Origin of the sequence: Pseudoclavibacter sp. JSM 162008, from assembly GCF_041366455.1 — a bacterium.
GTDB lineage: Bacteria > Actinomycetota > Actinomycetes > Actinomycetales > Microbacteriaceae > Pseudoclavibacter.
Genome location: NZ_JBEWYX010000011.1, coordinates 83,819 through 110,491 on the forward strand (window position 1 = coordinate 83,819; position 26,673 = coordinate 110,491).

Consider the following 26,673-nt stretch of genomic DNA (forward strand, 5'->3'; position numbering starts at 1 on the left):
AGGGCCTGCCCTCAGACGACTGCCCACGGACGCTTGCACTGAGGGCCTGCCCTCCGAAGACTGCCCTCGGGCTCCCGCCCTGAGTGCCTGCCCTTGGACTCCTGCCCTGAGTGCCTGCCTTGGGCGCCTGCCTTGGGCGCCCGCCTTGGGCGCCTGCGTAGGTGCCTGTCCGTCGCGTTCCTGACGCGGGGCTCGGCTTCAGGCGCCAGCGCCGGCGAAGACCTCTCGCACGGTCGGCGCTCCGACGGCACCCGGAACGATCTCGATGGCGTCACCCGCGGCGACCCTGCCCGTCTTCGCGACGCGCAGGTACGCGCCAACACGGCCGGTCGAGCCGAATCGTCTGACCCAGCCACGTTCGTCGTGGCCGCCGACCCAGCGGGCGAAGGTCTGGCACGGAACGCGTGGGGCGGTGACGACGAGCTCGACGCTGCGGGACGAACTCGCCGAGGTCGGGTCGCCGATGCGGAGGGTGTCGCCGACACGGAGCTCGTTGACGTCGAGCCCGTCGATGCGGAGGTTCTCGCCGAAGAACCCCGGTGGGAGGTCTCGTCCGAGCTCTGCCGCCCAGTAGTCGGCGTCGGACTGAGAGTAGGCGTAGACGGCCTGGTCGAGGCCGCCGTGATGCTTGCGGTCCGCTTGCACGTCGCCGTAGACCCCGTAGCGGCCAACCTTGACGGCCCCATCGACGGGGCGCTTGTCGATGGCGGTCACGCCGATGGCGCCGGGGTCCCGGCGGAGCTGCGCGACGGCGCAGACGGCGAGCAGACTGGCCAAGGTCGGCTCAGTTGGCGCGCTTGGCGTGCAGCTTGGCGACGCGGGCGTCCTCGGCGCGGACCTTCGCCTGGACGCCGCGCTCGTGGGAGAGCCATGACGGGGCCTCTTCGAGGAGCGCCTGGATCTCGGCGGTCGTGAGTGCTTCGGTGACGCCGCCCCTGGCGAGGCCGGAGTTGGTGATGCCGAGTTTGCGGGCGACGACGTCGCGCGGGTGGGGGCCGGTGCGGCGCAGCTCTCGGAGCCACTCTGGCGGGGTCTCCTGCAGTTCGAGGAAGGCGCTGCGGGTGAGCGGGGTCTCCTGGAACGTCCCCGGGGTGGCCGGCAGGTAGATGCCGAGCTTCTTGGCTGCGGTGGCCGGTTTCATGGTCTGTTCGGAACCGCGCTCGGCTGCGGTCTGGTTCTCGTCCGTCGGCTGGTTGTCGGTCGAGGTGCCCTCTGATTCGCTCATCTGTGCATCGTACCCAGTAGCCTTGCGGGCATGGAGACTCCGACGCACCTCACGGTCGCTCTCGCCCCCGGCATCAATCCACGCAAGTGGTCTCGTGTGTGGGAGGAGCGACAAGCGGAGACGCCGCTGGAGTTCACGACCGTGCACGCGGCCGAGGCTCGCCAGCTTGTCCTCGACGATGCTGCGCAGGTCGCCTTCGTGCGCCATCCCTTCGACCGTGATGGCGTGAACGCCATCGACCTGTTCGCCGAGGATGTGGTGGCCGTGGTCGCCGTCGAGTCGGACCTCGATGTCGACGAGCCGCTGCGGCTCGAGGAGCTCGACGACTGGCAGCTGGTGCTGGCAGCTTGGACGCCGGATTGGGCGGAGGCCGCTGAGCGGCTCGGTCTCGACTCGGGCGCGTCGGCCATGACCACCGACGCCGCGGATGCGATGGAGCTGGTGGCTGGAGGCGCTGGAGTTGCCGTCGTCCCGCAGTCCGTCGCTCGGCAGCACGCGCGGAAGGACGTCACCTACCGGGTCATCAGCGATCTCCCCCGGGTTCCGGTGTCGATCATCTGGGCCGCTGAGGATGATCGCCTCGACACGGAGGAGTTCGTGGGCATCGTCCGGGGACGGACGGCCGGGAGCTCGCGAGGCCGCACGGGCGCGAAGTCGGCGGCGTTGCAGCGGGAGGAGCAGCAGGCGCTCGCCGAGGCTGAGCGCCGGGTGAAGGAGCAGCAGAAGAAGCGGGCGACCGCAAAGCGGATCGGCACGTCGTCCGGCACGAGCCGTGGCGCCCAGCTGGCTGCGAAGCGGGCCAAGGCTGGCGGCTCGGGCGGGAAGCGCAAACGCCGCTAAGCCCGGCAAAGATTCTGTACGCGTCTCGGACGCTGCCCGTCCTTCTCCGTCGGGTCTGCGCGCGCCAGGCGCCGAATCAGGGGCACACGGCGCATGTCGTGTCGCCTGGCCAACCGGTGTCCCCCGGCCAACCGCTGTCCCCCGGCCAACCGCTGTCCCCCGGCCAACCGCTGTCCCCCGGCCAACCGCTGTCCCCCGGCCAACCGCTGTCCCCCGGCCAACCGCTGTCCCCCGGCCAACCGCTGTCGCCTGGCCAGGCGGTGTCACCCGGCTGACCGAAGCGTGTCGCCAATCGGTAGCGCCTGTCCGCGCTGCCGGGCCGCGAACCCTGGGGCCTCGGTCAGAACGGAGCTTCATCTGCTGCTCTCGTTTCCGGGGGCTCGGCAGCGGGCGGACTCGTCCCGCGGTTTGCTGGCGATGACTCTCCCGGCGTGAGGTAGTCGTCGTTGGGGGTGAAGTAGACGTCGTGGTGCTCGGGTCTGTCTGTGCGCGCTTTGCCGCTTGGGGTGCGCCAGTCGAGGATGCCGCCGCCGAGTTGTTCGACACTCCAGGCGGTGGAGTGTTTCATGACGTGGTGGTGTTTGCAGAGCCCGCAGAGGTTCTCCAGGGTTGTGGTGCCGCCGTGTTCCCAGGCGTGGGTGTGGTCGAGGTCGCATCTCGCGGCGGGTTGTCGGCAACCGGGCCAGCGACAGTGGATGTCGCGCGCGGCCAGGAAGTTCCGCATGGCCGCCGTAGGGCGATAGCTGTCGACGGCTTCGACGGTGCCCGTGATCGGGTCGGTGAGGATCCGGAGGAACGACGGCGCATTCGCGGCGAGACGCATCGCCTCTTCGAGCGGAACCGGGACCATGCCGTCGAGCAGAGCTGGAGCCGGGGTGAGGCGGGCAGCGCCTGACGCGCGGCTGGCGCCGGCAACGACGCCGCCCGTACCATCAGGGCCGCTCACGCCGGCACCGGCAACAGCACTGGCATCACGGGCCGCGCCGCTTCTTCCCGGCGCGGTGAGGGCAGAGAGGATCGGGATCGTGAAGGCGACGTTCGCCTGAATGCCCGCCGCAGTGGCGCAGGACATCGGGTCGGACGTGAGCAGCATATCCGCGAACAGGTCGGCCTTGACCTCGCCGATGGTGCGCTCATCAGGCGCACCCACGGCGGGGTCGGCAGCTGCGTCGATATCGGCGTGGGCGCCGGCATCGACATGGGCGTCGGCACGGGCGTCGACATCGGCGGCGACATCGGTGCGGGCGTCGACATTGACATGCGCCTCGGCGCGGGCGCCAGCAGCGGCATCGGCATCGGCATTTGCCCCTGCCCCGAACGGGCCTCGCCTCCCGGCTGTACCGGCGCTCGTCGCGCTCCTGGCGAATTTCGCGTTCGCGGGTTTCGGTCGCGCCTTGATGAGCGCCTTGCCCTGCTTCCGCAGCCGGTCGGCGATCGCCGTCCCCTCGATCAGCGGGAGCCTCGCCCGCAGAAGGCACATGCCGTTCTCCGTTGCCGTCACCGACACATAGCGGGTCTTCCGCGCCCGCTCGTGCCGCTCGGACACCGATTCCTCCGTCAGCGACTCCGCGACCCGAGCCGCGGCCATCCGCAGCGCCTTCGGCGGCAGCACACGCGAGCCCAACTCGGCGAGCATCACCCGCACGAACTCTCCCCGCCGCGCCCCCTGCTCGACCGAATCGACATGCGAGACCGACAACCCGGCACCCGTGAGCACCCGCAGCTGCTCTTCGCTGATGCTCCCCTCACCGAGCGCATCGACGAGACCAGGGAACTCGCGAACGGCGATGCCAGCATCCGACAGCGCGCCTTCGGCCGCCGACTGCCCGACCTGCTCGATCAATGCGACCTCCGCCGCGACCGACTGCACGTGCATGGCATGCTCCGCGGTGCCGTCGAGCGCATCGAGAACCGACGCCATCTCCGCCAACTTCGCGCGTACCCGCACCTGGTCGGCAGCCACGATGGCTGCCATGACAGCGAGGTCCGCATCCCAGTCCAGCAGGAACTTCCGCCACGCCTCGACCGAAGCCGGGTCGTGGGGGTCAAGCCCCAGGACCTTCAGCGGTTCACCGTCGTACGAGTACATACCTGCATGTTGGACCGGACCACCGACATTTAAGGCGGCCGCGGAAATCCAGCAGAAAAGCCCAGGTCCCGTGCGTGTCTCGCGCACCACTCGCACGCTTCGAGCGGCACCATTCGCCGGTGGTAGGTTCAGACCCTCGAACAAGGAGGTTCGCTCATGCGGAAGGTCACGTACTCACTCGCCCTCACGCTCGACGGCTACATCAAGGACGAGGACGGCAGCTTCGACTGGGGCGACCCCAGCGAGGAGGTGTTCCGCATGGCGACCGACGAGGTTCGTGGTGCCGACGCCCACCTGATGGGGCGTCGGCTCTACGAGACGATGGTCTACTGGGAGCCCACCGATGAGGAGCGAGACTACGGGCAGCTCGAGGAGGAGTTCGCGGAGCTCTGGCGTACCCTCCCGAAGATCGTCTTCTCGAACACGATCACCGCGGTCCGGGGCAAGACTCGGATCGCTGGCGGCACGCTCGCCGAGGAGATCGCCCAGCTGAAGAACGAGCCAGGTGATGGCGCGATCGCCATCGGTGGCGCGGAACTCGCACACCAGGTCGCCGACCTCGACCTGATCGACGAATACCTGCTTCGCATCTGCCCGGTCCTCGTGGGAGGCGGAACCCCGTTCTTCTCCCGGAACAACCGCCGCACAGCGCTCGAGCTGCTGGACTCGCGCACCTTCGAATCAGGGGTCGTGCACCTCCGCTACCGCGTTATCCGGTGATCTGGGCCGCCGCGGCGATGACCTGAGCCATCATGCTTTCCGCGACCAGCCGATCGCGGGGGCGACGTGTTCGGCGATGGTCGCAAGCAGGCGCGTGTTGTAGGCGACTCCGAGCTGGTTCGGCACCGTGAGCAGGAGCGTGTCTGCGGACTGGACCGCCGCGTCCGCTGCCAGCTCTTCGGCGATGCGGTCAGGGGCACCCTGGTACGTGCGCCCGAACCGAGAGCGCATGCCCTCCAGCATGCCGACCTGGTCGCCTTCGCTGCCGCCGCGTCCCCCGAAGTAGGTGACGTCTTCATCGGTCGTGATGGGAATGACGCTGCGGCTGACGGAGACGCGCGGCTCGCGCGCGTGTCCTGCAGCCGCCCACGCGTCACGGAAGCCCTGAATCTGCTCGGCCTGCAATTCGTCGAACGGCACACCGGTGTCTTCGGTGAGCAAGGTCGAGCTCATGAGGTTCATGCCCTGCTCGGCGACCCAGACCGCGCTCGCACGGCTCCCGGAACCCCACCAGATGCGGTCGTCGAGGCCCGCCGAGCGCGGCTGGATGGGCAGTGGGGCGTTGGATCCCGTCATCTGCGGGTTGCCCTCGACAAGACCTGCACCCGTGATGGCCGCGCGGAACAGCTCGGTCTTCGCGCGGGCCAGATCGTCGTCGGTCTTCCCTTCCGGCGGGGTGAAGCCGAACGCGTGCGCGCCGTTCTGGGCAGGCTCCGGTGAGCCACGGCTCAGCCCGAGCTGCAGTCGGCCTTCTCCGCCGGAGTGGGCGCTGATGAGATCGGCCGCGGCGGCCTCCTCCGCCATGTAGAGGGGGTTCTCGTAGCGCATGTCGATGACGCCCGTGCCGATCTCGATCCGGCTCGTGCGCGCCCCGACGGCTGCGAGCAGCGGAAACGGCGCGGCCAGCTGCCGCGCGAAGTGGTGGACCCGGTAGTACGCGCCGTCGATGCCGAGCTCCTCGGCGGCGACGGCGAGCTCGATCGACTGGACGAGCGCATCACCGCCGGTCCGTGTTCCCGACTGGGGTGACGGGTGCCAGTGTCCGAATGAGAGGAAGCCGATGTTCTTGCGCATGCAGGACACAGCGTTCGGGCCCTGCGTGGCATTCCCGGTCCGTCCTCCACCGGATTTGTCGGTGGCCGCGGGTACCGTGCCGACATGACGAACGTGATCTACAACACCGCGACAACGCTTTCCGGATTCATCGCAGACGACGACAACTCGCTCGACTGGCTGTTCGTGGTCGAGCAGCCTGAGGACAACAGCTTCGGCCCGTTCCTCAAGGGCGTCGGTGCCCTCGTCATGGGCTCGACGACCTACGAGTGGGTCTACAACCATGAGGGGCTCGACGAGCATCCCGAGAAGTGGCGAGACTCCTACGCCGAGCGTCCGGCGTTCGTGTTCACGACACGTGAGCTCCCGGTCCCGGACGGGCTCGACATCCGCCTGGTCCGAGGCGCCGTCAGCGACCACTTCGGCGAGATCGCAGAGGCGGCCGGCGATGGTGATGTGCGGGTGGTCGGTGGCGGCGACCTGGCTGGTCAGTTCTATGAGGCCGGGCAGCTCGACGAGATTCGACTCTCCATCGCCCCCGTCACCCTCGAGTCAGGGGCACCGGTGCTCCCCCGTCGCATCGAGGCGGATGCGCTCCACCTGAAGTCGGCGCACGTCGAAGGCCAGTTCGTGCACGCGCACTACGAGGTCCGCTACCCACGCCCCTGACGTAGCCTCGCCGACGTCGCGAGGGCGAGCAGCAGCGTCGCGACCGTGAGAGTCGCAACCGAGAGCGCCGGCGCACCTGCCAGCCACGGCAGCGCGAGGCCGAGACCGAGGGCAACGGAGAGGAGCACGCCATCGAACTGCCAGGCGAGACGCGCGATCACCGACAGGTCACCGACCTCGCTCGGCATCGGCGTCAGCAAGAGGGGAGGGAGGTGACCCCGCGCGGCATCGAACGCTCGGACGGCGACCAGGGCCAGGGCCACGAGGAGTGGTACCGGACCACCCCCTGACACCGCGACGACCGCGCCGACGACGAGCACGACGAGGGCCACTGGGAACACCGCGTGCAGGAGAAACTGCTCTCCGACCGGGGTTCCGAAGACGGCGGCGCCGACCGCAGCGTCGGCGGCATGCCGGAAGCCGTCTGCGAAGCTCCCCAGCGCGAGATACATGAGCACGGATGCGACGGCGGCGATGCCACCGATCGCACCGGTCGACGTGGCCGCGCCCGCAAGCTCGGGAGTACCCGAGGGCCCCGTGGCCAACCCGAGCAGCACGGCTCCGACCACGAGCCCGAGAATGCCGAGCACCGTGCGCTGGGGCGTCCGCATCGCGCCGACCGCGTCGCGGACCAGCATCCGGAGGACACGTGGTCCACCGACCACAGCGCTGAGCCTTCTTCCTGTCGTGGGGCGCTCTCGGTACGTCGCCGCAGCTCCCGCCAGCTCGCCGGTGGCAATCGCGACAGACGCCGACTCGCGGCGCCCCGCCTGCAGTAGCAGAGCGTCACCGCGCAGACGATTGAGGAGGCAAGGCACACCGGCGAGTGCGACAACCGCCGAGGCGACCAGCAGAACTGTGCCGGTGATCCCGGCACTGGCGTCGCCGACAAGACCGGCCCAAGCCGCCGCGAACCAGTGACCCGCACCGAAGGGAGACGCACCCCAGACCGCCAGGAGCAGGGCGCCAGCCCACACCCGCGGGCCGACGAGCAGCTGACCGAACAACGCCGACACGACGCCGAGCGAGGCCACCGCCACGGCTGCGACAGCACAGGCCACCACGGCCAGAGGCCGAGCGCCGAGGCCCACCACCAGCGCGGCTCCAGGCAGACACACGACAGCGGCGGAGACCGCGGCCGCGACGATCAGGCTCTTCACGAACGGGCGCCGCAGCGTGAGCATCCTAGGGAGATGGTTCGAGCCGAGCGTCACCGTCGCGAACGGGGCAAGGAGGGCCGGCCCTCGCACAGTACCCACGAGCATGCCGACGGGGCCGACTGCGGCCGCGAGGAGACGAAGCTGCTCGAGGAAGTCCGCAGAGGTCAGCCAGCCGATCGACGCAGGTTGCAGGAGCGCGTGGAAGAGCATCCGCACGATGGGAGCAACGGCGATGAGCCCAACGGTGACAGCGAGGTAGACCCGGTAGGCGCCCTCACGCCGCCGCGCGGTCATCGTCACCACCAGTCCTGCGACCGTCATCCGGGGTGCCGCCTCGGGCACCGGGGCTGCCCCCGAGACGCAGCTCGGCTGCACCAAGCTCATCGATGAGGGGACGACTGTGGGTCGCCACGACGATCGCAGCTCCCCGCTCGCGCTCCTCGGTCAGGATGCGGGCGAGCAGCTCGCGCCTGTGCTCGTCGAGGCGCTGCTCCGGCTCATCGAGCACCAGCACCTCGAACGGTCGTGCAAGTGCGGTGGCCAGCGAGAGGAGCTGGAACTGGCCGGACGACAGCTCGTGCGGGAAGCGATCGGCAAGGTCCAGGATGCCGAGACGCGCGAGCACCGCATCGGCGCTGGCATTGGCGTCGCGGACCGAGGCACCCCAGGAGGCGGCCACCGCGGTGAGATGCTCCCGCGCGGTCATCGTCATGGAGAAGGGGACCGACCCGAGCAGCGCCGCGAGCCTTCGCCGGAACTTCGGGCTCCGTTCATCGACGGGTTCCCCACCGACGAGGACGCGGCCGGAACTCGGTGAGACCTGTCCCGTGAGCGTGCGCAGCACCGTGGTCTTTCCAGAACCGTTCTCGCCGGTCAGGCACAAAATGGAGCCCGCAGCCACCTCGAACTCGACTGAGGCGAGCACAAGGGCGCCGCCGCGTCTCACGGACGCTCCTTCGACGCGGACCGCTGGCATGCGACCATCCTCCCGTGCCCGCAGACCCTGAGCAAGTCACGTCGCCAGCAGCTGGCCGACGGCGTTCGTCTGCACTTCGACGTCACGAACGCGGCGCCGCCCGCGATCAGGGGCGAAGCGTCTCCAGGAAATGCCCGAGGCGCTCCAGACCCTCCACCAGTTCAGTCGTGGAGGCGGCGTAGGAGAGCCGAACGTGCGTCTCCCCCGTCGCCGCCCCGAAATCGCGTCCCGGCGTGAGGGCGACGTGTGCCTCCTCGAGCGCTCGGTCACAGAACTCCCACGCGGAGAGACGGGTGGCTGAAACGTCGAAGTACACGTAGAACGCCCCATCTGGGAGAACCGGTACAGGCAGCCCGATACGGGCGAGCCCATCCAGAACGAGGTCGCGTCGCGCACGCAGCTCCGCGCGCCGCGCTTCGCAGAGGTCGAGCGACTCGGGCGTGAACGCGGCGAGCGCCGCTAGCTGCGCGGGTGCCGACGCCGAGAGGAAGTAGTTGGTTGCCAGCTTCTCGACGGCGGGCACGAGGACCTCCGGCAGCACCGCCCAGCCGAGCCGCCACCCCGTCATGCCGAAGTACTTCGAGAAGCTGTTGATGACGATCGCGTCCGGGTCGACGCTGAGGACGCTCCGCGGAGGCGTGCCGTCAGCACCGGGGTCGGAGAGGTTCAGGTAGATCTCGTCGACGATGCGCCACGCGCCGCGTTCGCGGGCGAGCGCGCAGATCGCCTCGAGTTCATCGAACGGTATCGACGTTCCGGTCGGGTTCGATGGTGTCGCGACCATGAGCGCGTTCGTGTGCTCGCTCCAGGCGGCCCGCACGCTGGCGAGGTCGAGCTGGTAGCGAGACCCGACGGTCGACGGCGCGCTGACGACTCGGCCGCCGAAGCTCTCGACCAGCTGACGATTGCACGGGTAGGAGGGGTCGGCCATGAGGACGTCGTCGCCGTTGTCGGTGGTCGCGGCGACAACCAGCAGCAGCGCTGCGGATGCTCCTGAGGTCACGATGATGCGCGCCGGGCCCACGTCGACACCGTGGCGGAGCTGGTAGAAGCCGCTGATCGCCTGGCGGAGGGCGGGGAGCCCGAGCGCGACCGTGTAGGGCAGCGGACGACCGTCCATGGCTTCGCGCATGGCGTCGCGCACGGCTGGCGGTGCCCCGAAGTCAGGTTCGCCGAGCGAGAGCTTCACGATCCGGTGACCAGCGGCCTCGAGAACCGCCGCCCGCTGCCCGAAGGCCATGGCGTGGAACGGCTCGACGGTCTGGGCGCGATGCGAGAGCTTCATGGTCCAAGGATGCCAGGAGCTGCACCGCGGCCGTCACTGCGCGCGGTGCCGTCGGTGGTGCCGGCTACGCTCATCGGAACGGTTCAGAGCTGGGGGCGGCATGGAGATTCTTCTGACGGGGGCGACGGGATTCGTGGGCACGGCCGTGCTCGCTCGGCTGCGCACGATGCCGGACGTCACTCGTATCCGAGTGCTGGCGAGAGGACCTGATCGTGCCCCGCGAGGCGTGGATGTCGTGCGCGGCGATCTCGCCGAGACCAGGACGATCGTCGGTGCCGCCGAGGGGGCAGATGTCGTGATCCACGCAGCCGGCTACGTCGGGAACGACCCGCGCATGGCCACCTCCGTCAACGACGCGGGAACCCGTGCTCTCGCTGGCGAGTGCACGCGGTCGGGGGCGCGACTGATCGCCGTCAGCACGACCGCCGTCTACGGCCCCGGCCCGCACCGCCTCGCCCGTGAAGGCGAGGTCGCGATGCATCCGGTTTCCGCGGCGAGCGTGTCGCGGAGCGCCGGCGAGGCCCAGTGCTGTCGGCTGGCGGCAAGGTCGTCAGGGCCGCCCTGACGTATGGGGGCGGCGACCGCTGGTTCATCCCGACTGCGCTTGCGGGCGTTCGCGCCCTGGGTGGATGGGTGGGCGGTGGGAACGCGCGCCTCTCGACCGTCCATGTCAGCTCGCTGGCGGCGCAGATCGTCCTCCTGGCCACTGACTCCGGGGAGCTTCCTGACGCGATCTTCCATGCCGCAGACCCCGAACCCGCGACATTCCGGGAGATGCTCACGAGCGTGGCGCGTCGGCTCGGCCTCGACCTCCCCGAGGTAGACATCCCGGTCGACGACCCGCGCCTCGCTGGGGTGCCTCCGCAGCTGCTGCAGCGAGCCTTCGTCGAGCACACCTACGACGGCGAGCTCCTGCGTCGACGAACCGGCTGGCGTGGACATCCCGACCGCGACCTCAGATTCTCTCGCGCAGACCTGGACTGGTATGCCTCCGTCACACGGTGATGACGGCACGCAGGCGAGGGGTCGCCCCCTCGATCACGTGCAGCCACATGCCGGTTGGGATCGCCCTGATGACCGCGCGCCCGCGGCCTCCGTCAGATGCTGCGTCCGACCGGAAGACCGCAGCGAGAAGCGTCCTGTCGTCGCTCGCGAAGACCATCGACCCAACGTCGACCCACGCTGCCCGCCGGCCGCCGGCTCGCGGCCCCTCAACGCGAACCGCGCCCTGCGCGTCCTTCGCGATGATGACTGCATCGCCCGAGAGGAGCGAGGGAAGGTCGGCCAGCTCGTCCAGGGAACGCCGCCCTTGAGCCAGGAGCACAACTGCCGTAGCCGTCTCCCCCTCGAGGCGACTGAGGATGACCAGGTCGAGGTGTCTGGTCCGGACTTCCGTGAGCGCGTGGTCACCGGGCCGCGCAAGCAGCCACGGGTTGCCACCGCGATGCTCGGCGACCACCCGAAGACGTCCATCTGCAACGGCCGACCGCACGGCGAGGTGCATCTGACGGTCTGGATGCACGAGCACTCCCATGTGTCCCCTCTCGGATCGTGAGCAGTTGGTTTCCCGATCGGCCCAGGGCAAGCTAACATACAGAACACTCTGTTTTGCACGTCACTCCTCGTGGGCCCCTCTGCCAACTGGCGCAGATGACGCCGCGCCGTGACGTCTGCTCACCGAGATCACGGGCGTCGTGGCGCAGAGCGACGCCGAAGGGGGCACCGATGCGGGTCAGCCGAGAACTCGTCCACAAGGACAGCGAAGAGTCGATGCTCATCGCCACGATGGATGAGGTGAGTCCGGATGCGTACCTCGCTCGTCTGCGCACGATCCCGACTGTCGTGCAGGCGGCTGGCGCCCGGTCGACCGCGGTCTCATCACCGACCCTCCTCGGGCTCGAGATCACCAGGTAGCTGGGCCTCCTCATGGGGCACCGAGCGGGCGGCCTCCCGCTCGATTGGGCCTTCCTCCTCAATGAGCTGACCTTCCAGGGGTCGGATGCGTTCGGTCTCGGCATCGCGACGAACGCGGCGGCGATGACGGCCTCGGTTCGCATCAGCACCGCGCGCGTCCGCGCTGGGCGCTGCGACGAGATGACGGCGTTCGCGGTCTTCGAGATCGATCACGACGTCGTCGCGGAGGGCTCGGGCTCGTTCCGGTGCGTGCCCAGGCGCACCTACTCGGCGCTGCGCCGACGTCAGCTGCAGTCCCCCCGCCAACCCCGCCCCAGCAGCAGCGGAGCCCTCGCCGAGGTCTCCGTGCACGGTCAGGACCTGCAGGCGCGCCTCGGCTGGCCATCCGCCAACCGGCTCATCTTCGACCACGAGGTCGACCACGTGCCCGGCCTGCTCTTCGCCCAGGCAGGGATCGAGGCGCACGAGCACCTCACGGGGACAGCACCCCACGAGGTGGCGCTTGTCTGCCCCCGGTTCGCCGAGATCGGAGAGGTCGTCTCCATCAGTGCCAGGCGTTCGGGCCACCAGGTCTCGACGGCAGCAGATCAGGCGCACGAGCGTGTCGCCCAGGTTCGATGCGCGTGAGGCCCTGACGAATTCGGCCCCTCCCGCTCGCCCTCCCTCGGCGGCGGGGTCTTCGTCACTACACTCACTGGCTATGACCGCCCTCCCCCGACCGTCCAACGCGCCCCAGCAGCAGCGGAGCGTCGAGACGCGGAGTCGGCTGGTGCTCGCGGCCGCCACGACCTTCGTGGAGTTCGGCTTCGCGGGGTCGACGCTGGCGCGGATCCGCGAGCACTCCGGGGTGACCAACGGTGCGTTCTATCACCACTTCGCGACGCGCGAGGCGGTCGCCGAGGCGGTCCTCGCCGAGTACGCGGAACGCGCGACGCGCTCGGTGACGGATGCGACGACCTCCGCGACGAGTGGAATCGAGGCTCTTCTCAAGGTTTCGCTCGCGTTCGCCCAGCTCCTGCGCAGCGACGTCGTGGTGCTTGCTGGGGTCCTGGTCACGACGGAGATCGGGTCGAACTTCCTCGCTCACGGCCCGTATCTCGACTGGCTCGCCCGCCTGAAGCCGCTCATCCAGCTCTGCCAACGCGAGGGAAGCATCCGCCGCGATGTGGCGGCGGCGGACCTGAGCTCGCTCCTCGTGTCGACGTTCACGGGGACCCAGCTCCTCTCGGGCGCCGTGAGCAGCCGACAAGACCTTGTGACCCGGGTCGCCACGCACTGGCGGATCATCCTGCCCAGTCTGACGACGCCCGAGGAGGCTGCGCGCGTCACTGACCTCCTCGACTCGGTGTTCGATGACGACGTTGCTGCCCGCTGACCGACCAGCCGAGCCCGACAGCCCCGACAATCCCGACAATCCCGACAATCCCGTGACGACCCCAACCGAGCTGGCGTCCGGCTGAGAGGAGATGACGCATGCCGTTCGCAGACGAACTGCTCGGACGACAGCAGGCCTCCGCCATGACGGACCTGCTCGAAGCGGCGGCCGGCGTTCGCCTCACCGAGACACGCAGCGCGGCCCTCCAGCTCGATGACCTCGCGCTGGGTGCTCGGAGCGCGCACCTCGCCGCCTCGCTTGCCGTCGACCTCCCTGTGCCGTACCCGGCCTTCGCCGCGATCGTGCGCCGGGCGCTGGAGTCCGCATCCCTCACCGGATGGATGATCTGGCCCGTCTCGGTCGCCGTCTCCGCTGCAGCGATCGCCGACGGAGGTGAGGAGGCGTTCGACGACGGCATGCAGCTGCTCGCCGAGCTGACCCATCGGCTCACGTGCGAGTGGGCGGTTCGGGCGATGCTTCGTGCGCGCCTCGAACGGACCCTCGGGATCATGCACGCGTGGACCGGCAGCCGTGATGAGCACGTGCGTCGCCTCGCGTCCGAGGGGACGCGCCCATACCTTCCGTGGGGAACGAGGGTGGCTGGGATCACTCGCGACGCTCGCCTGACCGCACCGATCCTGAATGCGCTCTACAGGGACGAGAGCGAGTACGTCCGCCGCTCGGTCGCGAACCACCTCAACGACATCAGTCGGCATGATGCGGGACTCGTCTGCGAACTGGCGACGGCGTGGCTCGCGGAGGGCGACGAGAACACGCCGAAGCTCGTACGGCACGCCCTCAGGACGCTCGTGAAGCGCGGCGACCAGGAGGCGCTGGGCATCCTCGGCTTCGTCGCGGCCGACGTGATCGTCGACGGGCCGACGCTCGACCGCAGCAGCATCGTGCTCGGCGAGGAGCTGCTCATCTGCGGAGCGATCCGGAACAGCGGTCAGGAGCCCGCGAAGCTGGTCGTCGACTACGTGGTGCACCATGTCAAGGCGGATGGGAGCAGGACCCCGAAGACCTTCAAGATCTCGACGATCACGCTCGCTCCGGGCGAGACGCTCGAGATCGCGAAGCGTCACAAGATCGTGCCGATCACCACACGCCGGTACCACCCTGGAGTCCACGCCATCGAGCTGCAGGTCAACGGCGTCCGATTCGGCTTCGCCGAGTTCGAGCTGCTTCCCGACGTCGTGTGCTGAGATACGGACATGTCCGAGACACCAGCCGACGATGTCGGCACCCAGACCATTCGCATCGAGCGCGTCGTCGCCGCTCCCCGGGAGGAACTGTGGCTGTGGTTCACGGATAGCGACCGGACTGCGCAGTGGATCGGCCCCTGGCACTACACCGATGAGGATGCCAGGCAGATCGGACTCCAGCTGGTGGCTGAGGAGGGCACCCCGGCGAGCAGCGCGACGATCGGTCGCTGTGAGGCGCCGGGAGTGCTGGAGGTCACGACCGAGGATGCTGCAGGCGTGTGGCATCTGCAGGTCTCGCTGGAGCCTGAAGGCCCCGGTGGAGCATCGACGCGGCTCATCTTCGAGCATTTCGATGTGCCCGTCGGCATGCTGACGGACATCCGTGCCGGTTGGAACTTCTACCTCGACACGATGCTGGCGGCGAAGGATGGGCTCGAGAAGCCCGTATTCGAGGACTACCTCGAGCCGCCAACCCCCGGTGCAGACTGAGACGGGACCCCAGCAGCCACCCGCCGAGGAATGTCATTCCCGGTCATGATGGATGGCGTGTCACATTGTCGAGACACAGCCTCGGTAGCCTGTGCTCATGCTCGAAGCCCCTACGAACTCCCCCGCCAGCCGAACTGAGGCTGGCGCAGAACTGCCGGACGAACTGCGCTCGGATGTGCACCTCCTCGGCACCCTGCTCGGTCAGGTCATCAGCGAGACGGGAGGCCCGGAGCTCCTCGACGACGTCGAGCGGCTGCGCCGCCTCACGATCGCGGCGTACGAGCACGGGGCCGAGGTGGCAGACGACTCGTTCGCATCAGCCGAGGAGCTGGTGGATGCGCTCTCACCGGCACGTGCGGACGAGGTCGCTCGCGCGTTCACCTGCTACTTCCACCTTGTGAACCTCGCCGAGGAGCACCACCGGGTTCGCGTGCTCCGGTCCCGCGGCGCCTCCCCAGCGAAGCAGCAGGAGGACACGATCTCGCAGGCCTTCGCGCGACTCAGCGCGGAGATCGGTGAGGAGGAGGCGGCCGAGCGCGTGCGCGGCCTCCGCTTCCACCCGGTGTTCACGGCGCATCCCACTGAGGCCCGCCGCCGGGCGGTGTCGTCCGCGATCCGCCGCATCAGCGACCTTCTCGAGGAGCGCGACGAACTGCGCTTCCTCGGCTCCGATTCCGACGGCAGCGCGGCAGCGCAGGAACTCACGCGTCGGCTGCTCGAGGAGATCGACCTCCTCTGGCGCACGTCACCGCTGCGCAGCGACAAGCCGACTCCCGTCGACGAGGTGCGCACCGTCATGGCGGTCTTCGACGAGACGCTCTTCACGACCGTCCCCCGCGTGTATCGCCGGGTCGACGAGGCACTGCAGGGTGGCATCTCCGGCACGGTCGCTCCGCTCGCGAACCCGTTCGTGCGAGTTGGCTCCTGGATCGGCGGCGACCGCGACGGCAATCCGTTCGTGACCGCCAAGGTCAGCCGACAGGCGGCCGTCATCGCCTCCGAGCACGTGCTGCTCGGCCTTGAACGTGCCTCCGCCCGAATCGGCCGCACGCTCACGCTCGGCTCCGACACGACCCCGCTCGATGCGGCCGCGGCGACCCTGCTCGCACGCCTCGGGAGCGCCGACGAGTCGGCCGCTGCTGAGATCGCGCAGCGCTCGCCCGGTGAGCCGCACCGCAGAGTGCTGCTGCTCATCGCGCGTCGCATCGAGGCCACGCGGCGACGCGACGCCGACCTTGCCTACACGGTGCCGGACGAGCTGCTGCGCGAGCTGCGCATCCTGCAGGCCTCGCTCGTCGCAGCGGGCGCGGGCCGGCACGCGTACGGCGAGCTGCAGCACCTGATCTGGCAGGTGGAGACGTTCGGCTTCCACCTCACGGAGCTCGAGGTGCGCCAGCACTCCCAGGTGCACCGCAAGGTGCTCGCCGAGCTCGCTGAGCTGGAAGCCGGGGACGAGCCGAGCGAGCTCGCCGCCGAGGTCCTGGACGTGTTCCGCTCGGTCGCGTTCATCCAGGAGCGTCACGGGCCTCGCGCCGCTGGACGCTACATCGTCTCCTTCACGCAGTCATCCGAGGACATCGCCAACGTCTTCAAGCTCGCCCTGGCGGCGACGGGTCCGGGCGCGACGCCACCCGCGCTCAACGTGATCCCGCTCTTCGAGACGTTCGCCGACCTGCAGGCGGCTCCCCGTATCCTCGCCGAGATGCTCGAGCAGCCGGAGGTCGTCGAGCTGCTCGCCGGCAACGGCCGCAGGCTCGAGGTCATGCTCGGCTACTCCGATTCCTCGAAGGACGTCGGCCCCGTTGCCGCGACCCTCGCCCTCTACGAGGCGCAGAGCCAGATCGCGGCGTGGGCGCAGGAGAACGGCATCGAGCTGACGCTCTTCCACGGCCGCGGTGGCGCTCTCGGGCGTGGCGGCGGCCCCGCGAACGTCGCGATTCTCGCCCAGCCGCCGCACTCGGTGGACGGCCGCTTCAAGCTGACCGAGCAGGGCGAGGTCATCTTCGCCAGGTACGGCGACCCGGACATCGCGGCCCGCCACATCGACCAGGTCATCTCCGCGACGCTGCTCGCCTCCGCACCCTCAACGGAGTCGCGCAACGCGGACGCCGCCGAGAAGTACGCCGGCGTCGCGGCCACGATGGATGCAGCCTCGCGTGAGCGCTTCTTCGCGCTCGTCAAGGCGCCCGGCTTCGCGCCCTGGTTCGCCCGCGTCACGCCCATGGAGGAAGTCGGGATGCTCGCACTCGGCTCGCGACCGGCCCGCAGAGGGCTGTCGGTCGAGTCGCTCGAGGACCTGCGCGCCATCCCCTGGGTCTTCGCGTGGACGCAGGCTCGCATCAACCTCACCGGGTGGTTCGGTCTGGGCACCGCCCTGGAGGCGGTCGGGAACCTCGAGCAGCTGCAGGCCGCCTACGCCGAGTGGCCCCTCTTCCGTTCGATGATCGACAACGTCGCGATGAGCCTCGCGAAGACGGATGCGCGTATCGCGCGCCGCTACCTCGAGCTCGGCGATCGGCCGGAGCTCGCGGGGCTCGTGACGGACGAGCTTGACCTCACGGCCAGCTGGGTCACCCGCATCACGGGCGGTGCCGAGCTGCTTGAGCGCAAGCCGGTGCTGCAGCGTGCCGTGAAGATGCGCAGCCCGTACGTGGACGCGCTCTCGCTGCTGCAGCTCCGCGCACTGCGCCGACTGCGCGACGACGCGAGGAAGCCCGACAGCGACGAGGCGGCGGAGCTCCAGCGCCTGCTGCTGCTCTCGGTCAACGGCGTCGCAGCCGGACTGCAGAACACCGGCTGACGCTCCGCGGGGGCGCGACGTCGTCGCGCGAAGCCGGCAGAGCATGGCCGTCACCCGTCTGGGTGGCGGCCATGCTGTCGATTCAGCTCCCGCGGATCTGCCCGTCGAGGTAGACCCAGCGGCCGTCGGCGCGGATGAAGCGGGCGCGCTCGTGGAGGAGGCCCGCGCCGTCGGGGTCCCGGTACGCGGCCCGGAACTCGACGACCCCGGATTCGTCCTCCGGCCCTCCGTCGAGGGTGTCGACGATCTGCAGGCGTCGCCAGACGGTGCCGTCGTCGAGGTCGATCTCGTCGGGCCTGGTCGCCTCCGCCCACGTCTCCACGAGGTAGCTGGGCAGGCCGAGCGCGAACGCCGAGTAGCGGGAGCGCATGAGCGCTTCGGCTGTCGGCGCGGGACGACCGGCATGGAAGGCTCCGCAGCACGACTCGTATGCGAGGCGGCTGCCGCAGGGGCAGACGTCAGCAGCAGGCGGGGCGGTGTTCCCGGGGCGTTCGGCAGCACCTCGCGAAGAGCCTGGGGGCGACCCCTCCGGTGCGCTCACTCCCCCGCCGCTGGCTTCGTCGCCACACCGTCGAGCCAGAGCGTGTCGGACTCGTCGCCGTGTGCCCCGGCCTTGCCGACGTGCTTGGCGCTGATCTGCGGGCCGTTCTTGATGACGTGCACCAGCGCCATGCCGTGCCCGCGACCGAGGTCGTAGTCCTCCTTCAGCCAGGCCAGGATGTCGCCCGCCTTCGTGTCCGGCGCGTCGAGGCCCTTCTCCTGCGCGATGGCGATGAACTGACGCGGCGTGAGGCCCGTCTTGCCCTCGATGTTGTCGAGGTACGACTGGAACGACATGGATGCTCCCTCCCTGGGCTCGCCGCTGATCGGCGACCGTGCTGGCATCCTAGCGACCGGTGCTTCCTCCCAACTCCCTGCGGATCGGACCGGGCCGGTGGCGACAGGAGGATGATGTGGCTATGTCGCACCATCCAGCACTGTCGCGGCCGTTGTTCCACGACGCAGACCAGAATTTCGAAGCCAAGATCGTTCTCGGATCCGTCGGCGCAGGCGCTGGCGACCTCGGGGAGATCTTCGCCACGCTCGCCGCTGTCGAAGACGGCAAGCGGGAGTCGTGGGTCAGGGCCTGGTTCGCGAGAGCGCAGGCCACGCAGCAGCTCGCGCAGGTCTCCGAGAGCAACGGGCGGACCGCCACCGCGGCCGCGCAGTGGCTGAGAGCATCCGCCTACTACGGCCACGCGCTCAACGCGATCGCGGCCATCGGCGACACCGACGGGTACGCCAACGCGTTTGCCATGCACCGCGCGGCCTGGGACCGCTTCGCGTCGCTCAGGCGTGTCCCTCTCGAGGGACTTTCAATTCGCTACGGAAAGGGCTCCCTTCCCGGGTACCTGCAGCGCCCGGATGTGCCGCCGCGGGACGGACGGTCACCCCTGCTCGTGCTGGTCAACGGCAGCGACGGGACGCTCACGGATCTGTACTCGACGATCGGTGCGGCCGCGGCGGCCCACGGGTACGCCGTGCTGTACTTCGACGGGCCGGGTCAGCAGAGCCAGCTCGTCGCCGGCACCCACTTCAGACCGGACTTCGAAGCAGTCCTGACACCGGTGATCGACCACGCGCTGGGCCTGCCCGGCATCGACGGGTCCCGCATCGCCGTCTACGGGGTCAGCCAGGCGGGGTACTGGGTGCCGCGGGCGCTGGCCTTCGAGCACCGCGTGGCAGCGGCGATCGTCGACCCCGGGGTGACGGACGTGTCGACCTCATGGGTCGGACACCTGCCGTCACCGCTGCGCCACGAGCTGGAGAAGGGCGACTCGAAGCACTTCGACCAGTACATGAAGCTGGGCCTCGGCCACAGCGCCGCCGAACGAGCCGTGTGGAACTTCCGCGCCAAGCCCTACGCGAGCACCGGCTACTTCGCCGTCTATCGAGAGGTCGGGAAGTACCGGCTCAGTCCGGAGACCGCCGGCTCGATCACCACGCCGCTGCTCATCACGGCGCCGGAGAACGAGCAGTTCTGGCCGGGACAGTCCGACGAGCTCGCCAGCTTCGTGCCCGACGCCGACCTGGTTCGGTTCACGGCCATCAACGGTGCCGATTCGCACTGCGAGCCCCTAGCCCGAACCGCCGTCAACGAGGTGCTGCTCGACTGGCTCGACGCGCGCCTCGACGCGCGCTCGGAAGCAGCACCCGCAGACGCGCGCCTCACGACGCCGGAGGGCACCCGCGAGGCCGTCGCTACGGGGTCGGCGCACCGGTGATGCACCTGAGCGGCGGCAGTCGCGGGCCGTGCGGGATCCAGGCCGCGGGACGCTACTCGCTGCGCTTGGCGACGAGTCGGTCCCGGACCTGACGACGGAGGACCTTGCCGATGAGCGACTTCGGAAGCTCCTCGACCTGCACGACCCGCTTGGGCACCTTGTAGGACGCGAGTCGTGAGCGGCAGAAGTCGCGGAGCGCGTCGCCGTCGAACGTGGCACCGTCGCGGAGCACGACCGCGGCGGTCACGTCCTCACCCCCGGAGCTGCGCGGCAGGCCGACGACGGCGGCGCCCTCGACGTCCGGGTGCGCCGTGAGGGCTTCCTCGACCTCGGAGGGGCTCACGTTGAAGCCGCCCGTGATGATGAGCTCCTTCTTCCGGTCGACGACCGTCACGAAGCCGTCGTCGGACACGGTGACGATGTCGCCCGTGCGAAGCCAGCCTCCGGCGAGGAGCACCTCGCGGGTCTCATCCGGCCGCTTCCAGTAGCCCTGGAAGACCTGCGGCCCGCGGATGAGGAGCTCGCCCGATTCGCCGGCGGCGCGCTCGATGCTCGGGTCGTCCGGGTCGACGACGCGGATGTGCGTGCTCGGGAACGGCACCCCGACCGTTCCGGGGCGCCTGGTCGGGCCGACCGGGTTGCCGAGCGCGACCGGCGAGGTCTCGGTCATGCCGTACCCCTCGACCAGGAGCCCTCCGGTGACCTCTTCCCAGCGTTCGACGGTCTTGACGGGCAGGCTCATGGCTCCGGAGATCGCGAAGCGGATGCCCGTGAAGCTGACCCCCTTGCGGGAGGCTGCCCTCGACATGGCGTCGTAGATGGGAGGGACCGCGGGCAGGAAGGTCGGCGGGGAGCTCTTGGCCGCTGCGACCACGAGGTCGACGTCGAACTTCGGGAAGAGGACGAGCCGCGCGCCGATGCTCATGGCGAACGTGAGGCACAGCGTCATCCCATACGCGTGGAACAGCGGGAGCACACCGTAGAAGACTTCTCGCCCCTCGGTGAGCCCCGGCACCCAGGCGCGGCCCTGCGCGGCGTTCGCGCGCAGGTTGCGGTGGGTGAGGATGGCACCCTTGGGACTGCCGGTGGTTCCACTCGTGTACTGCAGCAGGGCGACGTCATCCAGTGCGGGCTTGGGCACTCGCTTCGAGATGCGCTTCGCATTCGCGACGCGCTCCCACTTGAGCACGCGGCGATCCGAGGGGGTCGACGTCATGGCCTCGCGGGATTCGCGGGCCTTCGCGACGGGGAGGCGCAGAGCGAGCCGCTTCACGAATGGCAGCGCGCTCGTCATGTCGACCGCGACGATCGTGTCCGGGACCACGTCGCTCGGCAGCTCCGAGATGAGATCGGCGACCTTGTCCCACACGATCGCGATCTTCGCGCCGTGGTCCTCGAACTGATGCCGCAGCTCGCGTGCCGTGTAGAGCGGGTTGTGCTCGATGACGATCGCGCCGAGGCGGAGCGCAGCGTAGAAGGCGATGACGTGCTGTGGGCAGTTGGGGAGCACCAACGCGACGCGGTCGCCCGCTGCGACCCCGAGCTTGCGGAGGCCCTCGGCCGCACGAGCCACCTGCTCCCCGAGCTCGCCGTAGCTGGTCTCGGCCCCGAAGAACTCGAGCGCCGGCCGAGAGCCGAAGTGCTTCACCGAGTTCTCGAGGAGGTCGACGAGCGACTCCCGCACGTCGGCGATGTCGTGGGGCACGTCATCGGCATACGCGGCCAGCCATGGCCTGGACGCGAGGTCGGACGTGCTGCTGGTCTCGTTGGCGTCGTTCACCGGGATCCTTTCGACGAGCACGGCTGCGCGCACAGCGGTGCGCTCGAAGCCTAAGTCGCCCCGCTTGTGCTGAAGCCGTGTGTGCCGGAGTCTCTTCGGCTCCCCCCCTCAGCGCGCATCCGCTTCCTCACGCGATCGACGAAGAACTCATAGTCCAGCCATAGGAAAGTGCTTCAAGCTACAACTATGAAGAAGCCATCGAAGAAAGCCACCATCGGTATCGTCATCGCGGCCGTTGTCGTGGTGATCGGCATCGCCGCCGCAGTGTTCGGCCCCATGATCTACCGTGACGTGATCGCCGAGCCCGCAGCCGAGGCGCCGGCCCTCGAGATCGAGTCGACGACCCCGAGCGCGGCCGACGCCAGCACGCTCGCCGGCTCGTGGACCGTCGCCTCCGGCTCCTACGCCGGCTACCGGGTGGATGAGGTGCTCAACGGCACGGACGTGACCGTCACCGGTCGCACCGAAACCGTCTCCGGCACGCTCACGACCACCGAGACTGAGCTCACGGCCGCCGACATCACGGTCGACGTCGCATCCATCGCCACCGACGAGGAGCGTCGCGACGAGTACTTCCGCAGCGAGGCGCTCGACACCGCCGCGAACCCCGAGGCGACCTTCACGCTGGACGAGCCAGTCGCCGCGCTCGACGGACTCGCGGATGGCACGCAGGCGACGATCCCTGCCACCGGAACGCTCACGCTCAACGGCGTCAGCCAGCAGGTGACCATCGACCTCACGGCGGGCCTTGACGGTGACAACGTGCAGGTCGCCGGCAGCATCCCCGTGACTTTCGCCGACTACGGGGTCGAAGCCCCGAACCTTGGCTTCGTCTCAGTCGAGCCCACCGGGTCGGTCGAGTTCCTGCTCGTCCTCGGGCGCGCGTAGGGGCGCGCCGAGCCTGGACCGCCTGCCGGCTGGCCGAATCCCCCGCTGCGCGCATCCGCTGACCAACGTGCGTGACAAATCCGGCTCCTCCGGGCCAGACCCAGCCCAAAGGCCAAGATCGTCACGCAAGTTGGTCATCGCGCTACGTGGTCCGGGAGTCTGATCGTCCGGCCGCGCTGCCCCGTGGGGCTCCCAGCCCGACGCGGGTGACGGCGTCGGGACTTGGCCGACGACGCTCGTCAGGTGCCTGCTTCGAGGGCGTCGAGCTTGCCCTGCAGCACGCGACGCTGCTGCTCGTTTGCGGTGAGCCCCACCGGGACGCTCAGCTCGGACCTCGCTTCGTCGATCCTCCCGAGCTGCGAGAGCAGCTCCCCGCGCACGCTCGCGAGCAGCGGGCCACGGGCCAGGGCACCGGATGCGCCGAGCCGGTCGACGATGGCGAGTGCGGATGCCGGTCCGGTCGCCATGGAGACGGCGACGGCCCGGTTGAGTTCGACGATGGGACTCGGGGCCAGGCGTCCGAGCACCTCGTAGAGCAGGACGATCTGCGCCCAGTCGGTGTGTTGCACGGACGGGGCCACGGCGTGCCGCTCGGCGATGGCGGCCTGCAGGCAGTACGTGCCGCGCCCCTTGCCGAGGGCGTCGGCTCTGGACAGAAGGGCGCGACCGCGGAGGATCGCCGAGTGGTCCCAGCGTCGCCTGTCCTGGTCGGCGAGGAGGATGGGGGTGCCGTCGGCCGACTCTCGCGCCGCGAAGCGCGAGCTCTGGAACTCCATGAGCGCGACGAGTCCGAGCACCTCAGGCTCTCTGGGGAGCATGCTGGTGAGCGCTCGGCCGAGGCGGAGGGCTTCCGCGGCGAGGTCGGATCGCAGCCAGCGGTCTCCGGAACTGGCGGCGTAGCCCTCGGTGAAGATCAGGTAGATGACGGCGAGGACGCCGCCGAGGCGCGGCGTCCACTCGCTCGGGTCGGGCGTCTCGAAGGGCACTTTGGCGGCGGCGAGGCACTTCTTGGCCCGTACGATGCGCTGCTGCACGGTCGCGACCGGGATGAGGAAGAGGCGCGCGATCTCGTCGGTCGTGAGTCCGCCCACGATGCGCAGCGTGAGTGCGACCTGCGCCTCTCGGGAGAGCGCGGGGTGGCAGGCGACGAAGATGAGGCGGAGGACGTCGTCGCCGATGGGCGCCCAGGGGTCGCTGGCGGTCGCATCCGCGTCGCGCAGGTCGCGTGCGATGGCGCTGTAGCGGTCGTCGAGTCGCTCGCGGCGCCGCCACCCGTCGATGGCCTTGCGTTTGGCGATGGCGGTGAGCCAGGCGCCCGGGTTGACCGGGACGCCTGACTGTGGCCACTGGGCGAGCGCGTCGGCGACGGCTTCCTGCGCGAGGTCTTCGGCAAGGCCGACGTCGCCGACCATTCTCGTGAGGGTCGCGACGATGCGGGCGCTCTCGATACGCCAGACGGCGTCGACGGCGGCGGCGGTCGCGGGCTGGCCCGGCGCGCGAGCGGCGACGTCGTCGCTGTCCGCTCCGTGGCCGCCGCCGGGCTCTGCCGAGATCATCGCCGAGGCCTCTGCCCGCGTCCGTGTCCGCGTGTGCTCAGGCGCCGGCCTGCTGCTCGCGCCAGCCCTCTTCCTTCTGGATGAACTCGTTGTCCTCGTGACCGGCGAAGTCGCTCATGTCGGTGACTCGGCGTACTTCGAGCTTCGACCCCGGTCCCTGGAGCGGGGCTCGGGAGGCCCACTGGATGGCTTCGTCGCGGGTGGCGGTCTCGATGATCCAGAAGCCGTTGAAGAGCTCGTGGGTCTCGCCGTACGGGCCGTCGGTGACGACGGGCTGCTCGCCAGAGAAGTCGATGACGAAGGCGGTGCTGAGGTCGTCGGCGAGGCCCTCGCCTGCGAGGAGGACGCCGGCTTCCATCATGGACTCGTTGTACTTGCCCATGGCGTTGATGATCTCGGTGAAGTCGGTGTTCTCGTAGGCGGCCTTGGCTTCGTCGGTGGCAGGCATGATGAGCATGAACTTCATGATGATTCTCCTTGTCTGCAGCCCCGCAGGGCCGGTTGCAGGGTGCTGATCTGCACCCGTCTACTATTGCGTCGAACGGCGAGCGGGGAAATCGACACGTGCCGTGAAAGTTCTTGAGAATCTTTTCTGGGGGCCGGTCGGTGCATCTTCAAGTCGGCTTGCTAGCTTCCGGGCATGACGAGCGATTTCGAACCACGGGTCGACCGAGTCTCGCGAGTGCTGCCGGCGAGCGCATCCAAGGTCTACGGGGCGCTCCTCGATCAGCGGGCGCTGGAGACCTGGTTGCCGCCGGCGGGGATGACGGGCAGGTACACGCGTTTCGAGCCGCGGGTGGGTGGGCGCAGTGTGCTGGAGCTCACGTATACGGAGGTTCCGGTCGGTGGTGGCAAGACTGCTGAGTCGCGGGATGTTTCGGAGTCGGTGTTCGTGGAGCTGGTCGAGGGTGAGCGCGTTGCGCAGCAGGTCGTGTTCGAGTCGGATGATGCGCGGTTTGCGGGCACCATGACGATGGTGTGGGAGTTGGCGGAGTTTCCGGGTGGCACGCTCGTGACCGTCTCGGCGTATGACGTGCCGAGCGGCATCAGTCAGGCGGATCACGTGGAGGGCATTTCGTCGTCGTTGGAGAACCTTTCGGCGTTTGTGGGTCGCTCGTGAAGCAGCAGGTGAACTTCGTGACGTTCGCGACTCGCGATCTCGACGATGCGCGACGCTTCTACGTTGATGCGCTCGGTTGGGAACCGCTGCTCGATGTGGAGGGCGAGATCGTGTTCTTCCAGCTTGGGGCGGGGCAGGTGCTCGGGTTCTTCGATGCGGAGAAGTTCAACCGCGATCTGGGGACCGGTGAGGATCGTTCGCAGGTGTCCGGTGTGACGTTGGCGCACAACGTGGGGAGCCGCGAGGAGGTCGTGGCGGTGGTGTCGGCGATGGCGGCCGGCGGTGGGGTGACGTTGAAGGTGCCGCAGGAGGGTGACTTCGGCGGTGTGTTCCACGGCTTGGTCGAGGACCCGAACGGTGTCGTCTGGGAGGTGGCGCACAACCCTGGGTGGAGTGTGCTTCCCGATGGTTCGGTCGTGTTCGGGGAGGGCGAGTAAGGATCCGGGGTACCGGTACGCGGCCGATGCGGTCTCCGTGAGCGGGGTCGCTGCGTCGGCGACGGGGTCAGCGACGGCGGGGGTGGTTGCGCGGGTCAACAGCGGGGCTGCTGGGGGTGCTCGTTGCAGTCGCCGACGGTGATGACGGTGTCGGCGGTGAAGAGTTCCAGCGTGACGGTGGTCGAGGCTCGGTTGAGGGTTCCGGTGACGGGGATGTTCGTGCCGTTGGCGAGGGTCACGACGGCGGTGTAGACGACGGTGACGGATGCCTGCACCGTCGTCTTCTCGGTGTAGACGTGGCTCGTCTCGGTCGCGGTGAAGTCTTCCTGACCGAGTGCTTGCCAGGGTGAGCCGGCTGTTGTTGTGTCCTGCGTCGTGCCGTCGCCGTAGTCCCACCGGTACGTGGTGGGGGTGAAGGTCACGGTGATCGGGTGGCCGAGGACGCTCCCGGCCGCGGTGTGCTGGGCGGCGGCAGTGTAGAAGTTCGTGTGGGTCCCGACGATGCTCCACGTGGAGGGCTCGGCCGTCAGAGTCACGGATGCGGGCGCGAGGGTGAGCACGTCGCTGATCGTGAAACTCGTGGGTGGCCTCGGCGCGGTCGTGGTGGTGCCGCCTCCCCCGCCGCCGCACTCCCTGCACTGCACTGTCGCTGGCGCGACGAGGGAGCTCACGGGGGATGCGAGCGCGTTCGCGTTCGGTATTGATGGCGCTCATCGAAATTCCCCAGAGTTGCTCATCGGAATTCCTCAGGTCGCGTGGTCAGGTTAGCGCAGGTTCGTGCCGGTCGTGACGCGGCGGAGTTCGTCTGCGGCGGTGGCGTGGTGGCGG

At 69.2% G+C, this 26,673-nt stretch carries 29 protein-coding genes; 15 read left to right on the forward strand and 14 right to left on the reverse strand.

Translation table 11 applies throughout. From position 1 onward, the window contains the following. Positions 1-198: 198 nt before the first annotated feature. Both ABVF28_RS10870 and ABVF28_RS10875 read right to left on the reverse strand, forming a co-directional pair. The gene (locus ABVF28_RS10870) at positions 199-777 is read right to left on the reverse strand and encodes an MOSC domain-containing protein (RefSeq protein WP_104311801.1); all 579 of its coding nucleotides are present in this window, start codon (positions 775-777) and stop codon (positions 199-201) included. A 7-nt stretch (positions 778-784) separates the two neighbouring features. Continuing rightward, a complete protein-coding gene (locus ABVF28_RS10875) occupies positions 785-1,141 on the reverse strand; it encodes a DUF5997 family protein (protein WP_371030489.1) in 357 nt (118 codons plus the stop codon). A gap of 114 nt (positions 1,142-1,255) precedes the next feature. On the opposite strand from ABVF28_RS10875, the gene ABVF28_RS10880 reads away from it, so the two are divergent. Further along, on the forward strand, positions 1,256-2,065 hold the full coding sequence (locus ABVF28_RS10880) for a LysR substrate-binding domain-containing protein (protein WP_371030464.1): 810 nt from the start codon (positions 1,256-1,258) through the stop codon (positions 2,063-2,065). Positions 2,066-2,405: 340 nt separating this feature from the next. Here ABVF28_RS10880 and ABVF28_RS10885 read toward each other — a convergent pair whose 3' ends face one another. Continuing rightward, positions 2,406-4,028: a hypothetical protein gene (locus ABVF28_RS10885; protein WP_371030465.1), complete on the reverse strand. Its 1,623-nt coding sequence runs from the start codon at positions 4,026-4,028 to the stop codon at positions 2,406-2,408. Between the two features lie 282 nt (positions 4,029-4,310). Here ABVF28_RS10885 and ABVF28_RS10890 point away from each other — a divergent pair, with 282 nt between their 5' ends. Then, positions 4,311-4,874, forward strand: coding sequence for a dihydrofolate reductase family protein (locus ABVF28_RS10890; RefSeq protein WP_371030466.1), 564 nt, complete (start codon positions 4,311-4,313; stop codon positions 4,872-4,874). Positions 4,875-4,904: 30 nt separating this feature from the next. On the opposite strand, the gene ABVF28_RS10895 is transcribed toward ABVF28_RS10890, so the two are convergent. Beyond that, complete coding sequence (locus tag ABVF28_RS10895) at positions 4,905-5,948, reverse strand: LLM class flavin-dependent oxidoreductase (protein WP_371030467.1); 1,044 nt, start codon at positions 5,946-5,948, stop codon at positions 4,905-4,907. An 84-nt stretch (positions 5,949-6,032) separates the two neighbouring features. On the opposite strand from ABVF28_RS10895, the gene ABVF28_RS10900 reads away from it, so the two are divergent. Continuing rightward, on the forward strand, positions 6,033-6,596 hold the full coding sequence (locus ABVF28_RS10900) for a dihydrofolate reductase family protein (RefSeq protein WP_371030468.1): 564 nt from the start codon (positions 6,033-6,035) through the stop codon (positions 6,594-6,596). Here ABVF28_RS10900 and ABVF28_RS10905 read toward each other — a convergent pair. The 3 genes from ABVF28_RS10905 to ABVF28_RS10915 form a co-directional block, all read right to left on the reverse strand. After that, positions 6,581-8,077 (reverse strand): hypothetical protein, encoded by a 1,497-nt coding sequence (locus ABVF28_RS10905; protein ID WP_371030469.1) that lies wholly within the window; start codon positions 8,075-8,077, stop codon positions 6,581-6,583. The genes ABVF28_RS10900 and ABVF28_RS10905 overlap by 16 nt on opposite strands. Continuing rightward, positions 8,031-8,732, reverse strand: a complete 702-nt coding sequence (locus tag ABVF28_RS10910; RefSeq protein ID WP_371030470.1) for an ATP-binding cassette domain-containing protein — start codon at positions 8,730-8,732, stop codon at positions 8,031-8,033. The genes ABVF28_RS10905 and ABVF28_RS10910 overlap by 47 nt, the downstream gene beginning before the upstream one ends. A 106-nt stretch (positions 8,733-8,838) precedes the next feature. Next, complete coding sequence (locus tag ABVF28_RS10915) at positions 8,839-10,017, reverse strand: aminotransferase class I/II-fold pyridoxal phosphate-dependent enzyme (protein WP_371030471.1); 1,179 nt, start codon at positions 10,015-10,017, stop codon at positions 8,839-8,841. 100 nt (positions 10,018-10,117) lie between these two features. On the opposite strand from ABVF28_RS10915, the gene ABVF28_RS10920 reads away from it, so the two are divergent. Both ABVF28_RS10920 and ABVF28_RS10925 read left to right on the forward strand, forming a co-directional pair. Next, positions 10,118-10,582, forward strand: a complete 465-nt coding sequence (locus tag ABVF28_RS10920) for an NAD-dependent epimerase/dehydratase family protein (RefSeq protein ID WP_371030472.1) — start codon at positions 10,118-10,120, stop codon at positions 10,580-10,582. After that, a complete protein-coding gene (locus ABVF28_RS10925; RefSeq protein WP_371030473.1) occupies positions 10,543-11,022 on the forward strand; it encodes an NAD-dependent epimerase/dehydratase family protein in 480 nt (159 codons plus the stop codon). Before ABVF28_RS10920 ends, ABVF28_RS10925 begins: the two co-directional genes overlap by 40 nt. Here ABVF28_RS10925 and ABVF28_RS10930 read toward each other — a convergent pair. After that, positions 11,012-11,551 (reverse strand): hypothetical protein, encoded by a 540-nt coding sequence (locus tag ABVF28_RS10930; protein WP_371030474.1) that lies wholly within the window; start codon positions 11,549-11,551, stop codon positions 11,012-11,014. The two genes, ABVF28_RS10925 and ABVF28_RS10930, sit on opposite strands and share 11 nt — an antisense overlap. 191 nt (positions 11,552-11,742) lie before the next feature. On the opposite strand from ABVF28_RS10930, the gene ABVF28_RS10935 reads away from it, so the two are divergent. From ABVF28_RS10935 to ABVF28_RS10960, 6 genes are all read left to right on the forward strand, one after another. Continuing rightward, on the forward strand, positions 11,743-11,931 hold the full coding sequence (locus tag ABVF28_RS10935; protein WP_371030475.1) for a hypothetical protein: 189 nt from the start codon (positions 11,743-11,745) through the stop codon (positions 11,929-11,931). A gap of 12 nt (positions 11,932-11,943) precedes the next feature. Next, positions 11,944-12,558: an AfsA-related hotdog domain-containing protein gene (locus ABVF28_RS10940; protein WP_371030476.1), complete on the forward strand. Its 615-nt coding sequence runs from the start codon at positions 11,944-11,946 to the stop codon at positions 12,556-12,558. Positions 12,559-12,631: 73 nt separating this feature from the next. Further along, on the forward strand, positions 12,632-13,306 hold the full coding sequence (locus ABVF28_RS10945; protein ID WP_104311789.1) for a ScbR family autoregulator-binding transcription factor: 675 nt from the start codon (positions 12,632-12,634) through the stop codon (positions 13,304-13,306). 98 nt (positions 13,307-13,404) lie between these two features. Then, the gene (locus ABVF28_RS10950; protein WP_371030477.1) at positions 13,405-14,511 is read left to right on the forward strand and encodes a DNA alkylation repair protein; all 1,107 of its coding nucleotides are present in this window, start codon (positions 13,405-13,407) and stop codon (positions 14,509-14,511) included. A gap of 9 nt (positions 14,512-14,520) precedes the next feature. Then, the gene (locus tag ABVF28_RS10955) at positions 14,521-15,000 is read left to right on the forward strand and encodes an SRPBCC domain-containing protein (protein WP_179556852.1); all 480 of its coding nucleotides are present in this window, start codon (positions 14,521-14,523) and stop codon (positions 14,998-15,000) included. 97 nt (positions 15,001-15,097) lie between these two features. Further along, the gene (locus ABVF28_RS10960) at positions 15,098-17,800 is read left to right on the forward strand and encodes a phosphoenolpyruvate carboxylase (protein WP_371030478.1); all 2,703 of its coding nucleotides are present in this window, start codon (positions 15,098-15,100) and stop codon (positions 17,798-17,800) included. Between the two features lie 82 nt (positions 17,801-17,882). Here the strand turns inward: ABVF28_RS10960 and ABVF28_RS10965 are convergent, their stop codons facing one another. Both ABVF28_RS10965 and ABVF28_RS10970 read right to left on the reverse strand, forming a co-directional pair. After that, entirely contained in the window at positions 17,883-18,341 is a 459-nt protein-coding gene (locus ABVF28_RS10965) for a YchJ family protein (RefSeq protein ID WP_371030479.1), read from the reverse strand. After that, positions 18,338-18,637, reverse strand: a complete 300-nt coding sequence (locus ABVF28_RS10970) for a DUF4287 domain-containing protein (protein ID WP_104312558.1) — start codon at positions 18,635-18,637, stop codon at positions 18,338-18,340. Before ABVF28_RS10970 ends, ABVF28_RS10965 begins: the two co-directional genes overlap by 4 nt. A 122-nt stretch (positions 18,638-18,759) precedes the next feature. On the opposite strand from ABVF28_RS10970, the gene ABVF28_RS10975 reads away from it, so the two are divergent. Continuing rightward, on the forward strand, positions 18,760-20,064 hold the full coding sequence (locus tag ABVF28_RS10975; RefSeq protein ID WP_371030480.1) for an alpha/beta hydrolase family protein: 1,305 nt from the start codon (positions 18,760-18,762) through the stop codon (positions 20,062-20,064). Positions 20,065-20,116: 52 nt separating this feature from the next. On the opposite strand, the gene ABVF28_RS10980 is transcribed toward ABVF28_RS10975, so the two are convergent. After that, positions 20,117-21,844 (reverse strand): long-chain-fatty-acid--CoA ligase, encoded by a 1,728-nt coding sequence (locus ABVF28_RS10980; protein ID WP_371030481.1) that lies wholly within the window; start codon positions 21,842-21,844, stop codon positions 20,117-20,119. A gap of 186 nt (positions 21,845-22,030) precedes the next feature. Here ABVF28_RS10980 and ABVF28_RS10985 point away from each other — a divergent pair, with 186 nt between their 5' ends. After that, positions 22,031-22,732 carry a YceI family protein gene (locus ABVF28_RS10985; RefSeq protein ID WP_371030482.1) on the forward strand — a complete coding sequence of 234 codons (702 nt, stop codon included), beginning with the start codon at positions 22,031-22,033 and terminating at the stop codon, positions 22,730-22,732. Positions 22,733-22,971: 239 nt separating this feature from the next. Here the strand turns inward: ABVF28_RS10985 and ABVF28_RS10990 are convergent, their stop codons facing one another. Both ABVF28_RS10990 and ABVF28_RS10995 read right to left on the reverse strand, forming a co-directional pair. Then, positions 22,972-24,288: an RNA polymerase sigma factor gene (locus tag ABVF28_RS10990; RefSeq protein ID WP_371030483.1), complete on the reverse strand. Its 1,317-nt coding sequence runs from the start codon at positions 24,286-24,288 to the stop codon at positions 22,972-22,974. A 37-nt stretch (positions 24,289-24,325) separates the two neighbouring features. Next, positions 24,326-24,754: a YciI family protein gene (locus tag ABVF28_RS10995; RefSeq protein ID WP_371030484.1), complete on the reverse strand. Its 429-nt coding sequence runs from the start codon at positions 24,752-24,754 to the stop codon at positions 24,326-24,328. Between the two features lie 174 nt (positions 24,755-24,928). Here ABVF28_RS10995 and ABVF28_RS11000 point away from each other — a divergent pair, with 174 nt between their 5' ends. Then, complete coding sequence (locus ABVF28_RS11000; protein ID WP_371030485.1) at positions 24,929-25,408, forward strand: SRPBCC domain-containing protein; 480 nt, start codon at positions 24,929-24,931, stop codon at positions 25,406-25,408. Continuing rightward, positions 25,405-25,845, forward strand: coding sequence for a VOC family protein (locus ABVF28_RS11005; protein ID WP_151423333.1), 441 nt, complete (start codon positions 25,405-25,407; stop codon positions 25,843-25,845). Before ABVF28_RS11000 ends, ABVF28_RS11005 begins: the two co-directional genes overlap by 4 nt. A 95-nt stretch (positions 25,846-25,940) precedes the next feature. Here ABVF28_RS11005 and ABVF28_RS11010 read toward each other — a convergent pair whose 3' ends face one another. Beyond that, entirely contained in the window at positions 25,941-26,516 is a 576-nt protein-coding gene (locus ABVF28_RS11010) for a hypothetical protein (RefSeq protein WP_371030486.1), read from the reverse strand. Positions 26,517-26,673 lie beyond the last annotated feature (157 nt).

What these genes read in the sequence shown, in the direction of transcription:
- ABVF28_RS10875 (WP_371030489.1), bottom strand. Translation starts at nt 1,141, where the DNA reads ATGAAACCGGCCACCGCAGCCAAGAAGCTCGGCATCTACCTGCCGGCC.
- ABVF28_RS10880 (WP_371030464.1), top strand. Translation starts at nt 1,256, where the DNA reads ATGGAGACTCCGACGCACCTCACGGTCGCTCTCGCCCCCGGCATCAAT.
- ABVF28_RS10890 (WP_371030466.1), top strand. Translation starts at nt 4,311, where the DNA reads ATGCGGAAGGTCACGTACTCACTCGCCCTCACGCTCGACGGCTACATC.
- ABVF28_RS10895 (WP_371030467.1), bottom strand. Translation starts at nt 5,948, where the DNA reads ATGCGCAAGAACATCGGCTTCCTCTCATTCGGACACTGGCACCCGTCA.
- ABVF28_RS10900 (WP_371030468.1), top strand. Translation starts at nt 6,033, where the DNA reads ATGACGAACGTGATCTACAACACCGCGACAACGCTTTCCGGATTCATC.
- ABVF28_RS10905 (WP_371030469.1), bottom strand. Translation starts at nt 8,077, where the DNA reads ATGACGGTCGCAGGACTGGTGGTGACGATGACCGCGCGGCGGCGTGAG.
- ABVF28_RS10910 (WP_371030470.1), bottom strand. Translation starts at nt 8,732, where the DNA reads ATGCCAGCGGTCCGCGTCGAAGGAGCGTCCGTGAGACGCGGCGGCGCC.
- ABVF28_RS10915 (WP_371030471.1), bottom strand. Translation starts at nt 10,017, where the DNA reads ATGAAGCTCTCGCATCGCGCCCAGACCGTCGAGCCGTTCCACGCCATG.
- ABVF28_RS10920 (WP_371030472.1), top strand. Translation starts at nt 10,118, where the DNA reads ATGGAGATTCTTCTGACGGGGGCGACGGGATTCGTGGGCACGGCCGTG.
- ABVF28_RS10930 (WP_371030474.1), bottom strand. Translation starts at nt 11,551, where the DNA reads ATGGGAGTGCTCGTGCATCCAGACCGTCAGATGCACCTCGCCGTGCGG.
- ABVF28_RS10935 (WP_371030475.1), top strand. Translation starts at nt 11,743, where the DNA reads ATGCGGGTCAGCCGAGAACTCGTCCACAAGGACAGCGAAGAGTCGATG.
- ABVF28_RS10940 (WP_371030476.1), top strand. Translation starts at nt 11,944, where the DNA reads ATGGGGCACCGAGCGGGCGGCCTCCCGCTCGATTGGGCCTTCCTCCTC.
- ABVF28_RS10945 (WP_104311789.1), top strand. Translation starts at nt 12,632, where the DNA reads ATGACCGCCCTCCCCCGACCGTCCAACGCGCCCCAGCAGCAGCGGAGC.
- ABVF28_RS10950 (WP_371030477.1), top strand. Translation starts at nt 13,405, where the DNA reads ATGCCGTTCGCAGACGAACTGCTCGGACGACAGCAGGCCTCCGCCATG.
- ABVF28_RS10955 (WP_179556852.1), top strand. Translation starts at nt 14,521, where the DNA reads ATGTCCGAGACACCAGCCGACGATGTCGGCACCCAGACCATTCGCATC.
- ABVF28_RS10960 (WP_371030478.1), top strand. Translation starts at nt 15,098, where the DNA reads ATGCTCGAAGCCCCTACGAACTCCCCCGCCAGCCGAACTGAGGCTGGC.
- ABVF28_RS10970 (WP_104312558.1), bottom strand. Translation starts at nt 18,637, where the DNA reads ATGTCGTTCCAGTCGTACCTCGACAACATCGAGGGCAAGACGGGCCTC.
- ABVF28_RS10975 (WP_371030480.1), top strand. Translation starts at nt 18,760, where the DNA reads ATGTCGCACCATCCAGCACTGTCGCGGCCGTTGTTCCACGACGCAGAC.
- ABVF28_RS10985 (WP_371030482.1), top strand. Translation starts at nt 22,031, where the DNA reads ATGAAGAAGCCATCGAAGAAAGCCACCATCGGTATCGTCATCGCGGCC.
- ABVF28_RS10990 (WP_371030483.1), bottom strand. Translation starts at nt 24,288, where the DNA reads ATGATCTCGGCAGAGCCCGGCGGCGGCCACGGAGCGGACAGCGACGAC.
- ABVF28_RS10995 (WP_371030484.1), bottom strand. Translation starts at nt 24,754, where the DNA reads ATGAAGTTCATGCTCATCATGCCTGCCACCGACGAAGCCAAGGCCGCC.
- ABVF28_RS11000 (WP_371030485.1), top strand. Translation starts at nt 24,929, where the DNA reads ATGACGAGCGATTTCGAACCACGGGTCGACCGAGTCTCGCGAGTGCTG.